The 17,245-nt window shown below is 47.2% G+C and carries 9 protein-coding genes, 2 tRNA genes and 3 rRNA genes; 6 read left to right on the forward strand and 8 right to left on the reverse strand.

The window, feature by feature from the left end; genetic code table 11:
- The first annotated feature begins 3 nt into the window (after nucleotides 1-3).
- On the forward strand, nucleotides 4-1,548 hold the full coding sequence (gene emrB, locus QJR74_RS11300; RefSeq protein WP_304371954.1) for a multidrug efflux MFS transporter permease subunit EmrB: 1,545 nt from the start codon (nucleotides 4-6) through the stop codon (nucleotides 1,546-1,548).
- A 26-nt stretch (nucleotides 1,549-1,574) separates the two neighbouring features.
- Here the strand turns inward: emrB and QJR74_RS11305 are convergent, their stop codons facing one another.
- A complete protein-coding gene (locus QJR74_RS11305; RefSeq protein WP_304371955.1) occupies nucleotides 1,575-2,639 on the reverse strand; it encodes a tRNA/rRNA methyltransferase in 1,065 nt (354 codons plus the stop codon).
- A 162-nt stretch (nucleotides 2,640-2,801) separates the two neighbouring features.
- On the opposite strand from QJR74_RS11305, the gene QJR74_RS11310 reads away from it, so the two are divergent.
- The 3 genes from QJR74_RS11310 (at nucleotide 2,802) to pssA (ending at nucleotide 7,414) form a co-directional block, all read left to right on the forward strand.
- On the forward strand, nucleotides 2,802-3,491 hold the full coding sequence (locus tag QJR74_RS11310) for a tRNA-uridine aminocarboxypropyltransferase (protein ID WP_304371956.1): 690 nt from the start codon (nucleotides 2,802-2,804) through the stop codon (nucleotides 3,489-3,491).
- Between the two features lie 32 nt (nucleotides 3,492-3,523).
- Nucleotides 3,524-5,977, forward strand: coding sequence for a bifunctional acetate--CoA ligase family protein/GNAT family N-acetyltransferase (locus QJR74_RS11315; protein WP_304371957.1), 2,454 nt, complete (start codon nucleotides 3,524-3,526; stop codon nucleotides 5,975-5,977).
- An 81-nt stretch (nucleotides 5,978-6,058) separates the two neighbouring features.
- The gene (pssA, locus tag QJR74_RS11320; protein WP_304371958.1) at nucleotides 6,059-7,414 is read left to right on the forward strand and encodes a CDP-diacylglycerol--serine O-phosphatidyltransferase; all 1,356 of its coding nucleotides are present in this window, start codon (nucleotides 6,059-6,061) and stop codon (nucleotides 7,412-7,414) included.
- 40 nt (nucleotides 7,415-7,454) lie between these two features.
- Here pssA and QJR74_RS11325 read toward each other — a convergent pair whose 3' ends face one another.
- From QJR74_RS11325 to gmhB, 7 genes are all read right to left on the reverse strand, one after another.
- The gene (locus tag QJR74_RS11325; RefSeq protein ID WP_304371959.1) at nucleotides 7,455-8,732 is read right to left on the reverse strand and encodes an MFS family transporter; all 1,278 of its coding nucleotides are present in this window, start codon (nucleotides 8,730-8,732) and stop codon (nucleotides 7,455-7,457) included.
- Nucleotides 8,733-8,926: 194 nt separating this feature from the next.
- Nucleotides 8,927-9,042: ribosomal RNA gene (rrf, locus tag QJR74_RS11330) — 5S ribosomal RNA — on the reverse strand.
- 246 nt (nucleotides 9,043-9,288) lie between these two features.
- Nucleotides 9,289-12,196 (reverse strand): 23S ribosomal RNA (locus QJR74_RS11335).
- 182 nt (nucleotides 12,197-12,378) lie between these two features.
- Nucleotides 12,379-12,454, reverse strand: a tRNA-Ala gene (locus QJR74_RS11340).
- 114 nt (nucleotides 12,455-12,568) lie between these two features.
- Nucleotides 12,569-12,645 (reverse strand) — tRNA-Ile (locus QJR74_RS11345).
- A 74-nt stretch (nucleotides 12,646-12,719) separates the two neighbouring features.
- Nucleotides 12,720-14,262 (reverse strand): 16S ribosomal RNA (locus tag QJR74_RS11350).
- Together the 16S, 23S and 5S rRNA genes with 2 tRNA genes alongside form the textbook arrangement of a ribosomal RNA operon.
- 406 nt (nucleotides 14,263-14,668) lie before the next feature.
- Nucleotides 14,669-15,220: a D-glycero-beta-D-manno-heptose 1,7-bisphosphate 7-phosphatase gene (gmhB, locus tag QJR74_RS11355; RefSeq protein WP_304371960.1), complete on the reverse strand. Its 552-nt coding sequence runs from the start codon at nucleotides 15,218-15,220 to the stop codon at nucleotides 14,669-14,671.
- A 321-nt stretch (nucleotides 15,221-15,541) separates the two neighbouring features.
- Between gmhB and metN the strand changes: the two genes are divergently transcribed.
- Both metN and QJR74_RS11365 read left to right on the forward strand, forming a co-directional pair.
- The gene (gene metN / locus QJR74_RS11360; protein WP_304371961.1) at nucleotides 15,542-16,573 is read left to right on the forward strand and encodes a methionine ABC transporter ATP-binding protein MetN; all 1,032 of its coding nucleotides are present in this window, start codon (nucleotides 15,542-15,544) and stop codon (nucleotides 16,571-16,573) included.
- A complete protein-coding gene (locus QJR74_RS11365; RefSeq protein WP_304371962.1) occupies nucleotides 16,566-17,219 on the forward strand; it encodes a methionine ABC transporter permease MetI in 654 nt (217 codons plus the stop codon). Before metN ends, QJR74_RS11365 begins: the two co-directional genes overlap by 8 nt.
- Nucleotides 17,220-17,245: the final 26 nt, after the last annotated feature.

Below are 17,245 nucleotides of genomic sequence, written 5' to 3' on the forward strand. Positions count from 1 at the left end.
GTTATGGCTTCTAACGAGAGAAAGCCCTTAGAACATGCACAACTCGTGTTAATGACCATTGCGCTATCGCTGGCAACGTTTATGCAAGTTCTTGACTCAACCATTGCGAATGTCGCAATTCCGACGATAGCGGGTGACTTGGGGGCATCGAATACTCAAGGCACTTGGGTTATCACCTCTTTTGGTGTTGCGAATGCTATTTCAATCCCCTTAACGGGGTGGTTAGCACGCCGATTTGGTGAAGTTAAGTTATTCGTGGCATCAACCGCTGCGTTCGCCATCGCCTCGTGGGCTTGTGGTATGTCAAACTCCCTAACCATGCTGATCGTTTTTCGGGTAATACAAGGCGTGGTAGCAGGCCCATTAATTCCTTTATCCCAAAGCTTACTGCTTAACAATTTTCCGCCGGCAAAACGAAGTATGGCCATGTCGTTATGGGCAATGACCGTAATTGTGGCACCGATTTGCGGCCCTATTTTGGGCGGCTGGATCAGCGATAATTACCATTGGGGATGGATATTTTTCATCAACGTACCGATAGGGATCGTCGTCGTGGTACTCGCCCTGAAAACGTTAGGTAAACGCGAGACACCAACCCGCAAGCAGCCGATCGATATTGTCGGTTTGGTGATGTTGACCTTAGGGATTGGCTGCTTACAGGTGATGTTGGATAGAGGAAAAGAGCTAGATTGGTTTAGTTCTACTGAGATAATCATCCTGACAGTGGTGGCGGTTATCGCTCTGCTTATTTTGATTATTTGGGAACTTACTGACGAACACCCTATTATCGATCTATCATTATTTAAATCGCGAAATTTCTCTATTGGCTGTGGCTCCATTAGCCTGGCTTATATGCTCTATTTCGGGACTATCGTGCTGCTCCCTCAGCTCCTTCAAGAGGTTTTCGGTTATACCGCGACTTGGGCAGGATTAGCTTCTGCTCCGGTCGGGATTCTCCCTGTCATTCTCTCCCCGATCATAGGTCGCTTTGCACCGCGAATCGATATGCGCTATCTGGTGACATTTAGCTTTATCATGTACGCACTGTGCTTCTACTGGCGAGCTTACACCTTTGAGCCAGGGATGACTTTTGCCGACGCAGCCTGGCCACAATTTATCCAAGGTTTTGCGGTAGCCTGTTTCTTTATGCCTTTAACAACCATAACCTTGTCAGGCCTTTCGTCAGATCGCATAGCAGCAGCATCCGGCCTGTCGAATTTTATTCGGACACTAGGGGGATCAATCGGTACCTCTATTACCACTACGCTGTGGACCAATAGAGAAGCGATGCATCATAGCCAACTGACCGAATCTGTTACGGCTTATAATCCCAATGCTCAACAAAGCTATCAACAACTAGAGTCCTTAGGGATGAGCCACCAGCAAGCGTCTAGCTATATTGCTCAGCAAATTACTGACCAAGGATTGATTATTTCTGCCAATGAAATTTTCTGGGCTGCTGGCGGAATATTCATAATACTCTTAATCGTCATTTGGTTTGCCAAACCTCCTTTTCATTCTGGCGGCGGCGGCGGCGGTGCTCACTAAAAAAAAAGCGCCTTGCGGCGCTTTTTTTAGGCTTTCTGTTGACGCCACCACTCACCTAACAAAATACCTGCGGCGACTGACACATTTAGACTTTCGATATTCCCGGTACCACCGATAGAGAGACTGATATCCCCTTGGCGTAATGTATCCTCACGCAACCCTTCCCCTTCTTGCCCTAAAACGAAAACGGTTTTTGCTGGGAATGTCGTAGAGGCTAGAGGTTGCCCTTCGTGACTGGAGGTCGTGACAATGCTATAACCTGCCCGACGAAAGGCATCAAGACCTTGTAAGAAAGAAGGTGCTGTCACAGCACGAACGTGTTCAGCGCCGCCTTCTGCAGTTCTCACTGCCGCACCAGATTCAAGTAAGTTAGCATCATTAACTAAAATCGCCTTTGCCCCGAAGTGAGCACAACTGCGCATGATCGCACCGAGATTATGTGGGTTACCAACGTTCTCTAATGCGACAACGCAGTCTTGTTCTGCTGATTGCGATAACCATGCCGCAACATCTAGTCCGGTTTGTTTCTTAATGATGAAGCATACTCCACCGTGATGCTCTGTTCCCGCAGCCTTCGCCAGCTCGCTATCGTCGACCACGTGATAGGCTTTACGGTTTGCCGCTAACCAGCGCAAAGTTTCACGAAAACGAGGGGTTACGCTCTGCACGAACCACGCCCTAACAATCGCTTCTGGTCGGCTTTGGAATAATGCCTGACAAGCATTTTCGCCGTATACGCGCGTCTCTTCTTGGCGCTGACGACGAAGTTGTTCCGGATCGATATAACTTTTTGCCGTTAAACCTTCTTCTGCGCTCGAAGTTTGCGTGGAGTCTTGCTGTTCTGATGGACGTTTAGAGACCGTACGCCATGGGGAATCATTACGATGAGATGGCGAGTCATTACGACGTGAAGCTGAGTCGTCACGGCGAGGAGAGGAAGATGAACGACGATCGGTCGGTGCCTTACGGTCTGATGAGCGACCACCTTTACCCGTCCGCGGATTACCGCTACTGCGCGAAGACGTTGCCTCTTCACCGCGCACATACATTACTTTCACTTTACTACTTTTACTTTTATTTTCGTCGTTCATCACATTCTCCTGTTACTGAGCGCGCAGGTTACCTGATGTCTGCGCGCTTAGCTATCTTCTTTATCGGTGAATTAACAATCACTCTACCAGAATTAGCGCTCACGCGTAGCATCCCCCGCTCAACTCCATTAAACTGTATTTTTTATCCAGTATCGATCTGTTATGACTCATTGTAATGCCGTATTACAACTTCGTGCACAACGTTTAGCCTCAGCTACACGCCCATTCCTTGCGCGCGGTAACCGTGTAAGCCGTTGTCAACGTTGCCTCTTACCGCAACGTAATTGTCTGTGCTCAACAATTCAACCTCAGGCTGCACGCAGTCGCTTCTGCCTGATGATGTACGATACGGAACCCATGAAGCCCAGTAATACGGGAAGATTGATCGCCGATATATTGCCAGAAACCTTGGCATATCAATGGTCGAGAACGACTTTTAATGATAAAGATTTTCTTGAAAATATTGCGCCTAATTATCAACCCATGGTGGTGTTCCCTGCCAGCTATGCGCAGGCCGACAGAACAGTCTTACATCGTCCCCCGCTGGTAGGTAAGCCCCCCCTTTTTATTATGTTAGACGGTACCTGGAGTGAGGCGAGAAAAATGTTTCGTAAAAGCCCATGGTTAGAAAACTTTCCAGTGATCTCGGTCGATGTTTCAACGCCCAGCCAATATACTTTACGTGAGGCGCACAGTGATGCACACCACTGCACCGCCGAAATCGCTGCTGCGCTGCTTGACCAAGCCGGTGATGCTATCGCTGCTCAGCAATTATCCCGACATTTTTCGTTATTTCGGGAACGCTATTTAGCCGGTAAACCCCATCACCCAATCCATACACGGCAAGAATAACGATTACATCGACCACTGCTAACGGAGAAGCCATGAGCCAACTCGGATTAGAAGCATTATTAAAACCCAAATCCATTGCAGTCATTGGCGCATCACAAAAAGCGGGGCGGGCAGGCCATCTGATGATGAAAAATCTGCTAGCCGGTGGTTTCTCTGGGGCTATCTTACCGGTTAACCCTAACTATTCTGCAGTGTGTGGCGTCATGGCTTATCCAACTATTGCCGCACTTCCAGTGGTACCCGACTTAGCGATTCTCTGTACCCATGCTCGGCATCTCGCACAACTTCTTGACGAGCTAGGAGAAAAAGGCTGCCGAAGCTGTATTATCCTGTCCGCCCCACAAGAACACTTTAAGGCACTGATCGCCCAGGCTTCTCGCTGGAATATGCGATTATTAGGACCTAATAGCTTAGGACTTATCGCTCCCCATCAGGGATTGAATGCCAGTTTTTCTCCTGTACCGGTTGCTCGAGGGAACCTAGCCTTTATCGCGCAATCTACCGCTGTTGCAAATACTATTCTTGATTGGGCACAGCAACGTAAAATCGGCTTCTCATGGTTTATTGCCTTGGGAGATGGTATTGACATCGATAGTGACGACTTACTCGATTTCTTAGCCCGAGATACCAAGACTCACGCTATTTTGATCGCGTTAGAACATTTAAACGATGCACGTCGTTTTGTTTCTGCGGCGCGAAGTGCATCTCGTAATAAACCTATCGTTATGTTCAAAAGTGGCCGAAGCCGTGCAGCACGCCTATTGGTGGGTAGCGAAGAAACCTTTGATGGGACTTGGGATGCTGCTATTCAGCGGGCAGGAATGCTACGTGTTTATGACTCTCATGAATTATTCTCAGCGGTAGAATCCTTGAGTCATATGCGACACTTTACAGGTGAGTCGCTATTTATTGTCAGTAATGGGGTTGCTCCAGCTGCTTTAGCCTTAGATGTGCTCGAAGACCGCCAAGGTACACTACTGCAACTTAGTCCTACGACGATACACCGTTTACGCGAACGATTACCTGATAATATCCCTGTCACAAACCCCCTTGATCTTAAGGATGATGCCACCACACAACTCTATCTTGACGTGACCGCTATATTACTCGATAGCCCAGAGGCCGAGGCCATTATGGTAATCCATGCGCCGAGTGCGGTTTCCCCTGCGAGTGAGTGTGCTGAGCAATTAGCCAAACTTTACACGCAACACCCTCGTGCGAAATATAAAACGTTATTAACTAACTGGTGTGGGGAATATTCTTCACAGGGCGCTCGAACGGTTTTCTCACAAGCGAGAATCCCTACTTGGCGAACCCCCGAAGGGACGGTCACTGCGTTTATGCATCGCGTTGCCTATCATCGTAACCAAAAACAGCTAAGAGAAACGCCCGCTAGGCTAGCGGTTCAACCTACAGGAAGAACTGATGTCCGCAACTATTTACAACAACAGGTTGCGAGTGGTTTATTTTCCTTAGAGAGTGCAGACTTTACCCGCGTTTTAGCTGGCTATGGTTTCTTACCAGCAAAACACGCTATAGCGGGTCCTCAGGAGCAAGACCGACAACGGCTACGCATCGTGGTACAACACGACCCGCTCTTCGGTCCGATCATTTTAGTCGGTGAGCCCAGCGAGATGTGGTACGAAGACAGGCAGGCCGTGACGTCATTACTCCCATTGAATATGGCGTTAGCCCATCATCTTATCGCCCAAGGTATCCACCAACAAAAGATGTTTCGCCGTTGGAAAATTCGACCGGAAGCTATCTACCAACTGAGCCAACTCCTCGTTCAACTCTCAGATTTGATCATCGATTGTCCAGAAATCAGTCACTGCCAACTCGATTTATTCGTCGGTAAACAGACACCATTACTATTAATTGACGGTCGACTTTCTTTACAGACATTCGTAGGGGACAGTGAAGACCGACTGGCTATCAGACCTTACCCGCAAAAATATGAGCAATGGGTAAGTTTAAAAGATGGCCGACAGGCCTTATTTCGACCGATTCTTCCTGAGGATGAACCCCAGCTATTAGCATTTATTGGGCAAGTGACAAAAGAGGATCTCTACTACCGCTATTTCAGTGAGATCAATGAGTTCACCCATGATGATTTGGCGAATATGACCCAGATTGATTATGATCGGGAAATGGCGTTTGTAGCGGTAATCCAAGAAAACGATATCGAGACGATTATCGGTGTAACGCGGGCTATATCTGACAGTGACAATATTGATGCCGAGTTTTCAATTTTAGTGCGTTCCGATCTGAAGCGCTTAGGACTGGGTAGAATGTTATTAGAAAAGATGGTTAGTTACACGCGAGATCATGGTTTACAGCAGCTAAATGGTATTACTATGCCGAACAATACAGGAATGATTGCTCTGGCTAAACAACTGGGTTTCAACTGCAGGAACAGCATTGAAGAGGGTATAGTGACCTTACGTCTAGCCCTAGAATCGTCAGTAGAAAATAGCCATTCTTAGCACTTTTGATGCTATAGTGTCGAGTTAAGATTCCCGAGTCTTATCCTGTTTTTCGATTCCTAATAGAAGAAGCGTAATGCGATGTTGCCAAAAAATAAAATGAATGCTCACCAGCGATACCTTGCAGAACTACCAAAATTGCCGCAATCAATCTCTGATTTTTCATTTTTGTATTCTGCAGCTGAGTTTCATCACACGCTTTTGGAAAAAATAGCTCAAGCCCAATACAGAATCTGTTTGGTCGCCCTCTATCTTGAAAACGATGAGGCAGGTCAGTCGATCATGGCTGCACTCTATCAGGCAAAGCAAAAAAATCCTCAGCTTGACATCAGCATCTGTGTCGATTGGCATAGAGCCCAACGCGGACGCATCGGTGCAGCGCGTGGCGAAACGAATGCAGATTGGTACTGTAAGCTTGCTGAACAGGCCGGTGAACTGGCGATTCCTGTCTATGGTATTCCGGTTAATACCCGTGAAGCATTAGGCGTATTACATCTTAAAGGCTTTATTTTCGATGATACGGTAATTTATAGCGGAGCCAGCATCAATAACGTATATCTTCAACAGCAAGAACGTTACCGATATGACCGCTACCAAATCATGAAAAACCCAGCATTGGCAAATATCATGTTCGATTGGATTAGCATTAATCTCAAGCAATCCGATGCCGTGCACCGATTAGATCTTAAAGATCGCCCGACAAGTCTTGAGATTAAGAACGAAACCAAGATATTCCGTCAAGAATTGAGAACATTTAATTACGAGTTGGAAGATTTAGTTGGCGAACAACAACTAGCTGTCACACCGCTAGCCGGATTAGGAAAGCGTAGTCTTCTTAATCAAACCATTTTCCATCTAATGCCTGCGACAGAAGAGAAGTTAGTTATCTGCACCCCTTATTTTAACTTACCGGCTATTCTGGTTAGACATATCATTCGTTTACTCCGCCAAGGTAAAGAAGTTGAAATTATTGTCGGTGATAAAACAGCAAACGATTTTTACATTCCGCCGGAAGAGCCATTTAAAGTGATTGGCGCACTCCCCTATCTTTACGAAATCAACTTACGCCGCTTTGCAAGTCGACTGCAATACTATATCGATAATGAAAAGCTCACGATCCGATTATGGAAAGACGAATCCAATAGCTACCATTTAAAAGGTATCTGGGTAGACGAAGAATGGATGCTACTCACCGGGAACAATTTAAACCCAAGAGCTTGGCGCTTAGATCTTGAAAATGCAATATTAGTGCATGATCCTCATCATCAACTGACCGAGCAGAAGCGTAAAGAACTCTCTCTTATTCGTGAACACACCACCATTTTACGTCAATTTCATGACTTAGAAAGTATCGCTGATTACCCTAATCGTATCCGTAAATTGATACGTCGTCTGCGTCGGATCAGAATCGATAAACTGATCAGCCGCATACTATAGCCTCCATCTGCCAGCTTTGAGCTGGCAGACCCTTTGAAGTTTACAGTTTCTCTACCGCTTTTTTATTCGGTAAACTCATACTTATTACTAACACGACGATTGCCATTGCCGTGACATACCAAAAGAAACTTGATTCCATTCCTTTTTGCTTCAATCCCAGTGCAACAAACTCAGCAGACCCACCAAATATGGCGTTACCTATAGCATAAGGGAGTCCCACTCCCAATGCGCGTAGCTGCGGCGGGAATAGCTCAGCTTTTAATAATCCACTGACTGCTGTATAGAAACTACAGATGACTAACGCAATAAATATGAGCAGGAAAATCACGACTAAACTCGAAACAGACGTTAAATAAACCATAATAGGTACAGTGAATAGCATTAGCCCTATCGCAAAAATGATCACTGATGCCTTACGCCCTATTTTATCTGATAACGCTCCGGCAATAGGTTGAAGTACCATAAATAGTAATAAAGCTCCAGTCATAAGCAGGCTGCTGACTTTAGCGTCTAAGCCAACACTATTAATCAGGTATTTTTGCATATAGGTCGTAAAGGTATAGAAACTTAATGATCCCCCTGCTGTTATACCAATAACTTTAATAAAAGGACGCCAATGATGACGAAGAAGGTAGGTTAAGCTACCAGCATTTTTATCAGTACGCTGCGTATCATCGCTGGTTTCATGTAACGATTTCCTCAACCATAGTGCCACGATAGACAGCGCTGCACCTATCAAGAAAGGGATACGCCAACCCCAAGCACGCAACGCCTCATTATCGATAAGCTGCTGTAAGATTACGACAGTTAGCACTGCCATCAGTTGCCCACCGATCAATGTGACATATTGAAATGAGGCGTAAAATCCTTTTTTTCCTTCCGTCGCGACTTCACTCATATAAGTCGCACTAGTACCATACTCCCCACCAACAGAGAGACCTTGCAACATTCTTACAATCAATAAAAGGATTGGCGCGAATAAGCCAATTTGGTTATATCCAGGCAAAAAAGCGATGACTAACGACCCAAAACACATGATATACACTGATATCAGCATCGATTTTTTACGGCCAAATCGATCGCCAATAAATCCAAACAGCCATCCACCAATCGGCCGCATTAGAAAACCGGCTGCAAAGACTCCAGCTGTTTGAAGTAACTGTGTTGTCGCATCGCCCTTGGGAAAGAAAATATGTGCAAAATAAATAGAGAAAAAGGAATATACGTAAAAGTCGAACCATTCGACTAAGTTTCCTGATGAGGCGCCCACAATAGCTTTAATTCTCTGGATATCACTCAGTGTGCTTGTTGGTGACATCACCCTTTCTCTGGTCATAGCGGGACCCCTATTTATTAGACTTTTTATTTATGTGACTAATCAGAATAAGAGGTTGAAAAACAAAGTAAAGTATTGTTTTCGATAGATGGGAAATTAATCAATAATTATAGATGCAGAATGATAACAAACGCAAAAAGGCCATCCGTTAGGATGGCCTTTTTGACTTATTGGATGCCTGGCAGTTCCCTACTCTCGCATGGGGAGACCCCACACTACCATCGGCGCTACGGCGTTTCACTTCTGAGTTCGGCATGGGGTCAGGTGGGACCACCGCGCTAGTGCCGCCAGGCAAATTCTTTGTGCTCTGTCCTTCGTCTTTTACGCTAATACTGCGTTTGCTGCGCTTATGACGCTCAGTCACATACCCGTGTATGCTCCTTCACTCATTACGCTGGCCGCCTTGTCTTAGCCTAAAATCCTTTGGACTTTACTTCGCAATTCTTGTTAAGTAACCGAATATATTCGCTTACCTTCTTATTCTTTAATCTGTCAACGCGCTGATAAATCTCTCATTCCAAAACGCCTCTGGCGTTGTAAGGTTAAGCCTCACGGGTCATTAGTACTGGTTAGCTCAATGCATCGCTGCACTTACACACCCAGCCTATCAACGTCGTAGTCTTCAACGTCCCTTCAGGACTCTCAAGGAGTCAGGGAGAACTCATCTTGGGGCAAGTTTCGTGCTTAGATGCTTTCAGCACTTATCTTTTCCGCACTTAGCTACCGGGCAATGCCATTGGCATGACAACCCGAACACCAGTGGTGCGTTCACTCCGGTCCTCTCGTACTAGGAGCAACCCCCCTCAATTCTCCAACGCCCACGGCAGATAGGGACCGAACTGTCTCACGACGTTCTAAACCCAGCTCGCGTACCACTTTAAACGGCGAACAGCCGTACCCTTGGGACCTACTTCAGCCCCAGGATGTGATGAGCCGACATCGAGGTGCCAAACACCGCCGTCGATATGAACTCTTGGGCGGTATCAGCCTGTTATCCCCGGAGTACCTTTTATCCGTTGAGCGATGGCCCTTCCATTCAGAACCACCGGATCACTAAGACCTGCTTTCGCACCTGCTCGAACTGTCACTCTCGCAGTCAAGCTAGCTTATGCCTTTGCACTAACCTCACGATGTCCGACCGTGATTAGCTAACCTTCGTGCTCCTCCGTTACTCTTTGGGAGGAGACCGCCCCAGTCAAACTACCCACCAGACACTGTCCGCAACCCGGATCACGGGTCTACGTTAGAACATCAAACATTAAAGGGTGGTATTTCAAGGTTGGCTCCATGCAGACTGGCGTCCACACTTCAAAGCCTCCCACCTATCCTACACATCAAGGCTCAATGTTCAGTGTCAAGCTATAGTAAAGGTTCACGGGGTCTTTCCGTCTTGCCGCGGGTACACTGCATCTTCACAGCGATTTCAATTTCACTGAGTCTCGGGTGGAGACAGCCTGGCCATCATTACGCCATTCGTGCAGGTCGGAACTTACCCGACAAGGAATTTCGCTACCTTAGGACCGTTATAGTTACGGCCGCCGTTTACTGGGGCTTCGATCAAGAGCTTCTCCTTACGGATAACCCCATCAATTAACCTTCCAGCACCGGGCAGGCGTCACACCGTATACGTCCACTTTCGTGTTTGCACAGTGCTGTGTTTTTAATAAACAGTTGCAGCCAGCTGGTATCTTCGACTGGCTTCAGCTCCAGGAGCAAGTCCCTTCACCTACGCGCCAGCGTGCCTTCTCCCGAAGTTACGGCACCATTTTGCCTAGTTCCTTCACCCGAGTTCTCTCAAGCGCCTTGGTATTCTCTACCTGATCACCTGTGTCGGTTTGGGGTACGATTCAATGTTACCTAGAGCTTAGAGGCTTTTCCTGGAAGCATGGCATCAATTACTTCAGTTCCGTAGAACCTCGTCATCACGTCTCAGCCTTAAGATAGTCCGGATTTACCAAAACTATCAGCCTACTCGCTTAAACCGGGACAACCGTCGCCCGGATAACCTAGCCTTCTCCGTCCCCCCTTCGCAGTAACACCAAGTACAGGAATATTAACCTGTTTCCCATCGACTACGCTTTTCAGCCTCGCCTTAGGGGTCGACTCACCCTGCCCCGATTAACGTTGGACAGGAACCCTTGATCTTCCGGCGAGCGGGTTTTTCACCCGCTTTATCGTTACTTATGTCAGCATTCGCACTTCTGATACCTCCAGCAAACCTCACAGTTCACCTTCAACGGCTTACAGAACGCTCCCCTACCCAACAACACATAGTGTCGCTGCCGCAGCTTCGGTGCATAGTTTAGCCCCGTTACATCTTCCGCGCAGGCCGACTCGACCAGTGAGCTATTACGCTTTCTTTAAATGATGGCTGCTTCTAAGCCAACATCCTGGCTGTCTGGGCCTTCCCACATCGTTTCCCACTTAACTATGACTTTGGGACCTTAGCTGGCGGTCTGGGTTGTTTCCCTCTTCACGACGGACGTTAGCACCCGCCGTGTGTCTCCCGTGATAACATTCTTCGGTATTCGTAGTTTGCATCGGGTTGGTAAGCCGGGATGGCCCCCTAGCCGAAACAGTGCTCTACCCCCGAAGATGAGTTCACGAGGCGCTACCTAAATAGCTTTCGGGGAGAACCAGCTATCTCCCGGTTTGATTGGCCTTTCACCCCCAGCCACAAGTCATCCGCTAATTTTTCAACATTAGTCGGTTCGGTCCTCCAGTTAGTGTTACCCAACCTTCAACCTGCCCATGGCTAGATCACCGGGTTTCGGGTCTATACCTTGCAACTTAACGCCCAGTTAAGACTCGGTTTCCCTGCGGCTCCCCTATTCGGTTAACCTTGCTACAAAATATAAGTCGCTGACCCATTATACAAAAGGTACGCAGTCACACGCTCAAGGCGTGCTCCCACTGCTTGTACGTACACGGTTTCAGGTTCTATTTCACTCCCCTCGCCGGGGTTCTTTTCGCCTTTCCCTCACGGTACTGGTTCACTATCGGTCAGTCAGGAGTATTTAGCCTTGGAGGATGGTCCCCCCATATTCAGACAGGATACCACGTGTCCCGCCCTACTCTTCGAGCTCACAATCAGTGCATTTTCATGTACGGGGCTATCACCCTGTATCGCCGGACTTTCCAGACCGTTCCATTAACACACTGACTGATGCAGACTCTGGGCTCCTCCCCGTTCGCTCGCCGCTACTAGGGGAATCTCGGTTGATTTCTTTTCCTCGAGGTACTTAGATGTTTCAGTTCCCTCGGTTCGCCTCGTTAACCTATGTATTCAGTTAACGATAGTGTGTCGAAACACACTGGGTTTCCCCATTCGGATATCGTCGGCTATAACGGTTCATATCACCTTACCGACGCTTTTCGCAGATTAGCACGTCCTTCATCGCCTCTGACTGCCAGGGCATCCACCGTGTACGCTTATTCGCTTAACCTCACAACCCACAGACGTCTTAGACGCTGTAGACTGCAAAAGTCTTTGAGAGACTCCGAATAATTTTCATTATTCAGTGTTTTCAATTTATCAGCTTGTTTCCAGATTTTTAAAGAGCAATATCTTAAAGACGACTCGTAAGTCAGCTTTAAGATAATTTTATTTTCAGTGAGATACTGAAGATGGTGGAGCTAAGCGGGATCGAACCGCTGACCTCCTGCGTGCAAGGCAGGCGCTCTCCCAGCTGAGCTATAGCCCCATCGATTTTGCAAACATCAGAGTTACCGAAGCAATTCATTCTCAAGCAAGGCGTAACGTTACGAAGCATACATCAGTATGCGAGTGGCGTTACAACACAGCGTGAGGATGAATTTGGTAGGCCTGAGTGGACTTGAACCACCGACCTCACCCTTATCAGGGGTGCGCTCTAACCACCTGAGCTACAAGCCTGCAGATGTTTACTGCTCTCTTTAATTTTCATCAGACAATCTGTGTGAGCACTACGCAGCAATGTATCTTACAGGTAAGGAGGTGATCCAACCGCAGGTTCCCCTACGGTTACCTTGTTACGACTTCACCCCAGTCATGAATCACAAAGTGGTAAACGCCCTCCCGAAGGTTAAGCTATCTACTTCTTTTGCAACCCACTCCCATGGTGTGACGGGCGGTGTGTACAAGGCCCGGGAACGTATTCACCGTAACATTCTGATTTACGATTACTAGCGATTCCGACTTCATGGAGTCGAGTTGCAGACTCCAATCCGGACTACGACGCACTTTATGAGGTCCGCTTGCTCTCGCGAGGTCGCTTCTCTTTGTATGCGCCATTGTAGCACGTGTGTAGCCCTACTCGTAAGGGCCATGATGACTTGACGTCATCCCCACCTTCCTCCGGTTTATCACCGGCAGTCTCCTTTGAGTTCCCACCATTACGTGCTGGCAACAAAGGATAAGGGTTGCGCTCGTTGCGGGACTTAACCCAACATTTCACAACACGAGCTGACGACAGCCATGCAGCACCTGTCTCAGAGTTCCCGAAGGCACTAAAGCATCTCTGCTAAATTCTCTGGATGTCAAGAGTAGGTAAGGTTCTTCGCGTTGCATCGAATTAAACCACATGCTCCACCGCTTGTGCGGGCCCCCGTCAATTCATTTGAGTTTTAACCTTGCGGCCGTACTCCCCAGGCGGTCGACTTAACGCGTTAGCTCCGGAAGCCACTCCTCAAGGGAACAGCCTCCAAGTCGACATCGTTTACGGCGTGGACTACCAGGGTATCTAATCCTGTTTGCTCCCCACGCTTTCGCACCTGAGCGTCAGTCTTTGTCCAGGGGGCCGCCTTCGCCACCGGTATTCCTCCAGATCTCTACGCATTTCACCGCTACACCTGGAATTCTACCCCCCTCTACAAGACTCAAGCTTGCCAGTTTCAAATGCAGTTCCCAGGTTGAGCCCGGGGATTTCACATCTGACTTAACAAACCGCCTGCGTGCGCTTTACGCCCAGTAATTCCGATTAACGCTTGCACCCTCCGTATTACCGCGGCTGCTGGCACGGAGTTAGCCGGTGCTTCTTCTGTCAGTAACGTCAATGCATGAAAGTATTAGTTTCACACCCTTCCTCCTGACTGAAAGTACTTTACAACCCGAAGGCCTTCTTCATACACGCGGCATGGCTGCATCAGGCTTGCGCCCATTGTGCAATATTCCCCACTGCTGCCTCCCGTAGGAGTCTGGACCGTGTCTCAGTTCCAGTGTGGCTGGTCATCCTCTCAGACCAGCTAGGGATCGTCGCCTAGGTAAGCCATTACCCTACCTACTAGCTAATCCCATCTGGGTTCATCCGATGGTGCGAGGCCCGAAAGTCCCCCGCTTTGGTCTTGCGACATTATGCGGTATTAGCTACCGTTTCCAGTAGTTATCCCCCTCCATCAGGCAGATCCCCAGACATTACTCACCCGTCCGCCACTCGTCAGCAAAGTAGCAAGCTACTCTCTGTTACCGTTCGACTTGCATGTGTTAGGCCTGCCGCCAGCGTTCAATCTGAGCCATGATCAAACTCTTCAATTTAAAGTTTGATGCTCAAAGAAATTATTCTGTTATTCGTAAATGAATTTTCAGTGTCACTCTTCAAGACTTGATACTACAAAGTTTTTTTGTGATATCAATCCTGCGAGTGCCCACACAGATTGTCTGATAAATTGTTAAAGAGCATTGCGAATCAACGTTTTAACTCGTTGTCGCGAGGTGGCGTATATTACTCGCTTCACCTCAGGAGTCAATCATTATTTTGATTTTTTCTCCTGGACCGAATCGCTCAGTCCCTGTCACCGCGCTGCGTGTCGTGCTTTGCCGTGTCAGTGGATGCGCATTATAGGGAGTTCCGAAAAAGGCGCAATACCCTTTGAGCATTTTTTTTAAAAAAAACGCTCAAGCGTTCAAAGTTCAAGCATTATGTAGATAAAGCCGGCGTTTACTACCGTTTAGTGAGATACTTGGGCAAGTCAGTGAGACTATTTAGCACTACGTCGGCAGCAGATTCGCTCTCTGGGGTGACATCCTTACCTGTTCTTACTAAGATTTTATGAGCAACACCTGCTGCAGAGGCTGCCAACATATCTTCCAGTTTATCCCCCACCATATAAGACGCGCTCATATCGATATCAAGCTGAGCTTTCGCATCCATAAACATTCCTGCCTTAGGCTTACGACACTCACAATCTTGTCGATATTCTTCAATGGTTGCCTGTGGATGGTGAGGGCAATAATAGATCCCATCCAAATCAACGCCTCTATCCGCAAGTGACCAATCCATCCATTCTGTTAAATGCATAAATTGGTCTTCCGTAAATAGCCCTCTTGCGATTCCTGACTGGTTAGTAATGAGAACGAGTAGGTAACCCATTTTCTTTAATTCAACCAACGCGTCAATAACACCCTCAATAAATTGAAAGTCATCACTCAAGTGTACATAACCATGGTCAAGATTAATCGTGCCATCACGGTCTAAAAAAATTGCGGGTTTCATAACAAAAAATTACTCCATTACAGTCAAGGAATCATTATCGCACGAACGCTATCTAATGATCACTGTCTTTGCTCCGTCACCACTCTTCAAATCAGGCCAAGTCTATTTAGCGTATCCTGCATTTAAGCAAGTCTCATCAATACGGTATCACTTCATTACCTCATCTCTATATAGAAGAGGATTAGATATTAGTGGTCCTTTTCTTTATAAGATAAAAGGCCGGATTGATTTAGCCGTCTAGATAGCTTAACATCCAGCTAATTACCAATTGATTTTGGTCCCATACTTCAGCGGCATAATGACACTAAGTAAAATACTATAATGATAAAACTCGAAAATATAACTAAGCGATTTCAACAGGGAAATCTGACTATACAGGCCTTGAAAGATGTCACGCTTCATGTCCCACAAGGGCAAATTTATGGTGTGATTGGAGCATCTGGAGCAGGGAAAAGTACCTTGATTCGTTGCGTCAACCTTCTTGAACGGCCGACCTCTGGTAAAGTGATTGTGGACGATCGTGATCTCACCACACTAAATGCCCACGAGTTGACCTTGGCTCGACGTGAAATTGGAATGATTTTCCAACATTTTAATTTACTCAATTCGCGTACCGTTTTCGGTAACGTTGCTTTACCTCTTGAGCTGGAAAACCATTCCAAAGCTGATATTAAGAAGCGCGTCACTGAACTGCTCGAATTAGTTGGACTCGCGGATAAGCACGATGCTCGTCCAGCGAATCTTTCGGGGGGTCAAAAACAACGTGTCGCGATAGCTCGAGCACTAGCTTGTGATCCTAAAGTGCTGCTCTGTGATGAAGCCACCAGCGCCCTTGATCCGGCAACGACCCGCTCTATCTTAGAATTACTCAAAGATATCAATCGCCGTTTAGGGATCACTATCCTACTCATCACTCACGAAATGGACGTCGTTAAACGCATCTGCGATCAAGTCGCCGTCATCAGTAAGGGCGAGTTGATTGAGAATGATAAAGTGAGCGAGGTGTTTTCGCACCCTAAAACCCCTTTAGCACAGCAATTTATTCAATCGACCCTTCATCTCGATATTCCTGAAGACTATCAGCAGCGTCTTGCACGTTCAGCTGAGGCGGGCAAAGTTCCGCTGATTAGACTCGAGTTCACTGGGCAATCCGTTGATGCACCGCTACTGTCTGATGTCTCACGTCGCTTCAATGTCGACTGTAATATTATTAGCGCGCAGATGGATTACGCCGGTGGCGTGAAATTCGGCATTATGCTTACCGAAATCGCGGGCGAACAACAGCAGTGTCAACAAGCCATCGAGTGGCTACAACAAAAACAAGTGAAAACAGAGGTATTAGGCTATGTCTGAGGCAATAATTTGGCTGCTAGCGGGCGGTATTTGGGAAACCTTAGTCATGACCTTTGTCTCTGGCTTTTTTGGATTCGTTATTGGCCTACCAGTGGGGGTGCTGCTCTATATTACTCGTCCCGGACAGATAAAAGAGAGCCAACTGCTTTATCGCATCATCTCTGCGGTGGTGAATATTTTTAGATCAGTACCATTTATCATCTTGCTTGTCTGGATGATCCCGTTCACCCGCGCGCTGGTAGGAACCTCAATAGGACTCGAGGCAGCAATAGTACCCTTAACCATTGGCGCAGCACCTTTTATTGCGCGTATGGTCGAAAATGCTCTTCTTGAACTTCCTTCTGGCCTCATTGAGGCTTCTCGTTCAATGGGCGCGACACCCCTACAAATTATCCGTAAGGTTCTTTTACCTGAAGCGTTACCGGGTCTTATTAATGCTGCAACTATCACGTTGATTACTTTAGTGGGCTATTCTGCGATGGGTGGTGCGGTTGGTGCTGGCGGTTTAGGTCAAATTGGTATCCAATATGGCTATATTGGCTATAACGCGACCATCATGAATACGGTTTTGGTATTGCTGGTTATTTTGGTGTATCTCATCCAACTTATCGGCGATCGTGTTGTTAGGCTCGTCACTCATAAATAGTAATTTGTCTCGATAATAATTAAGGA

Origin of the sequence: Tatumella ptyseos (assembly GCF_030552895.1) — a bacterium.
GTDB classification, from domain to species: domain Bacteria; phylum Pseudomonadota; class Gammaproteobacteria; order Enterobacterales; family Enterobacteriaceae; genus Rosenbergiella; species Rosenbergiella ptyseos_A.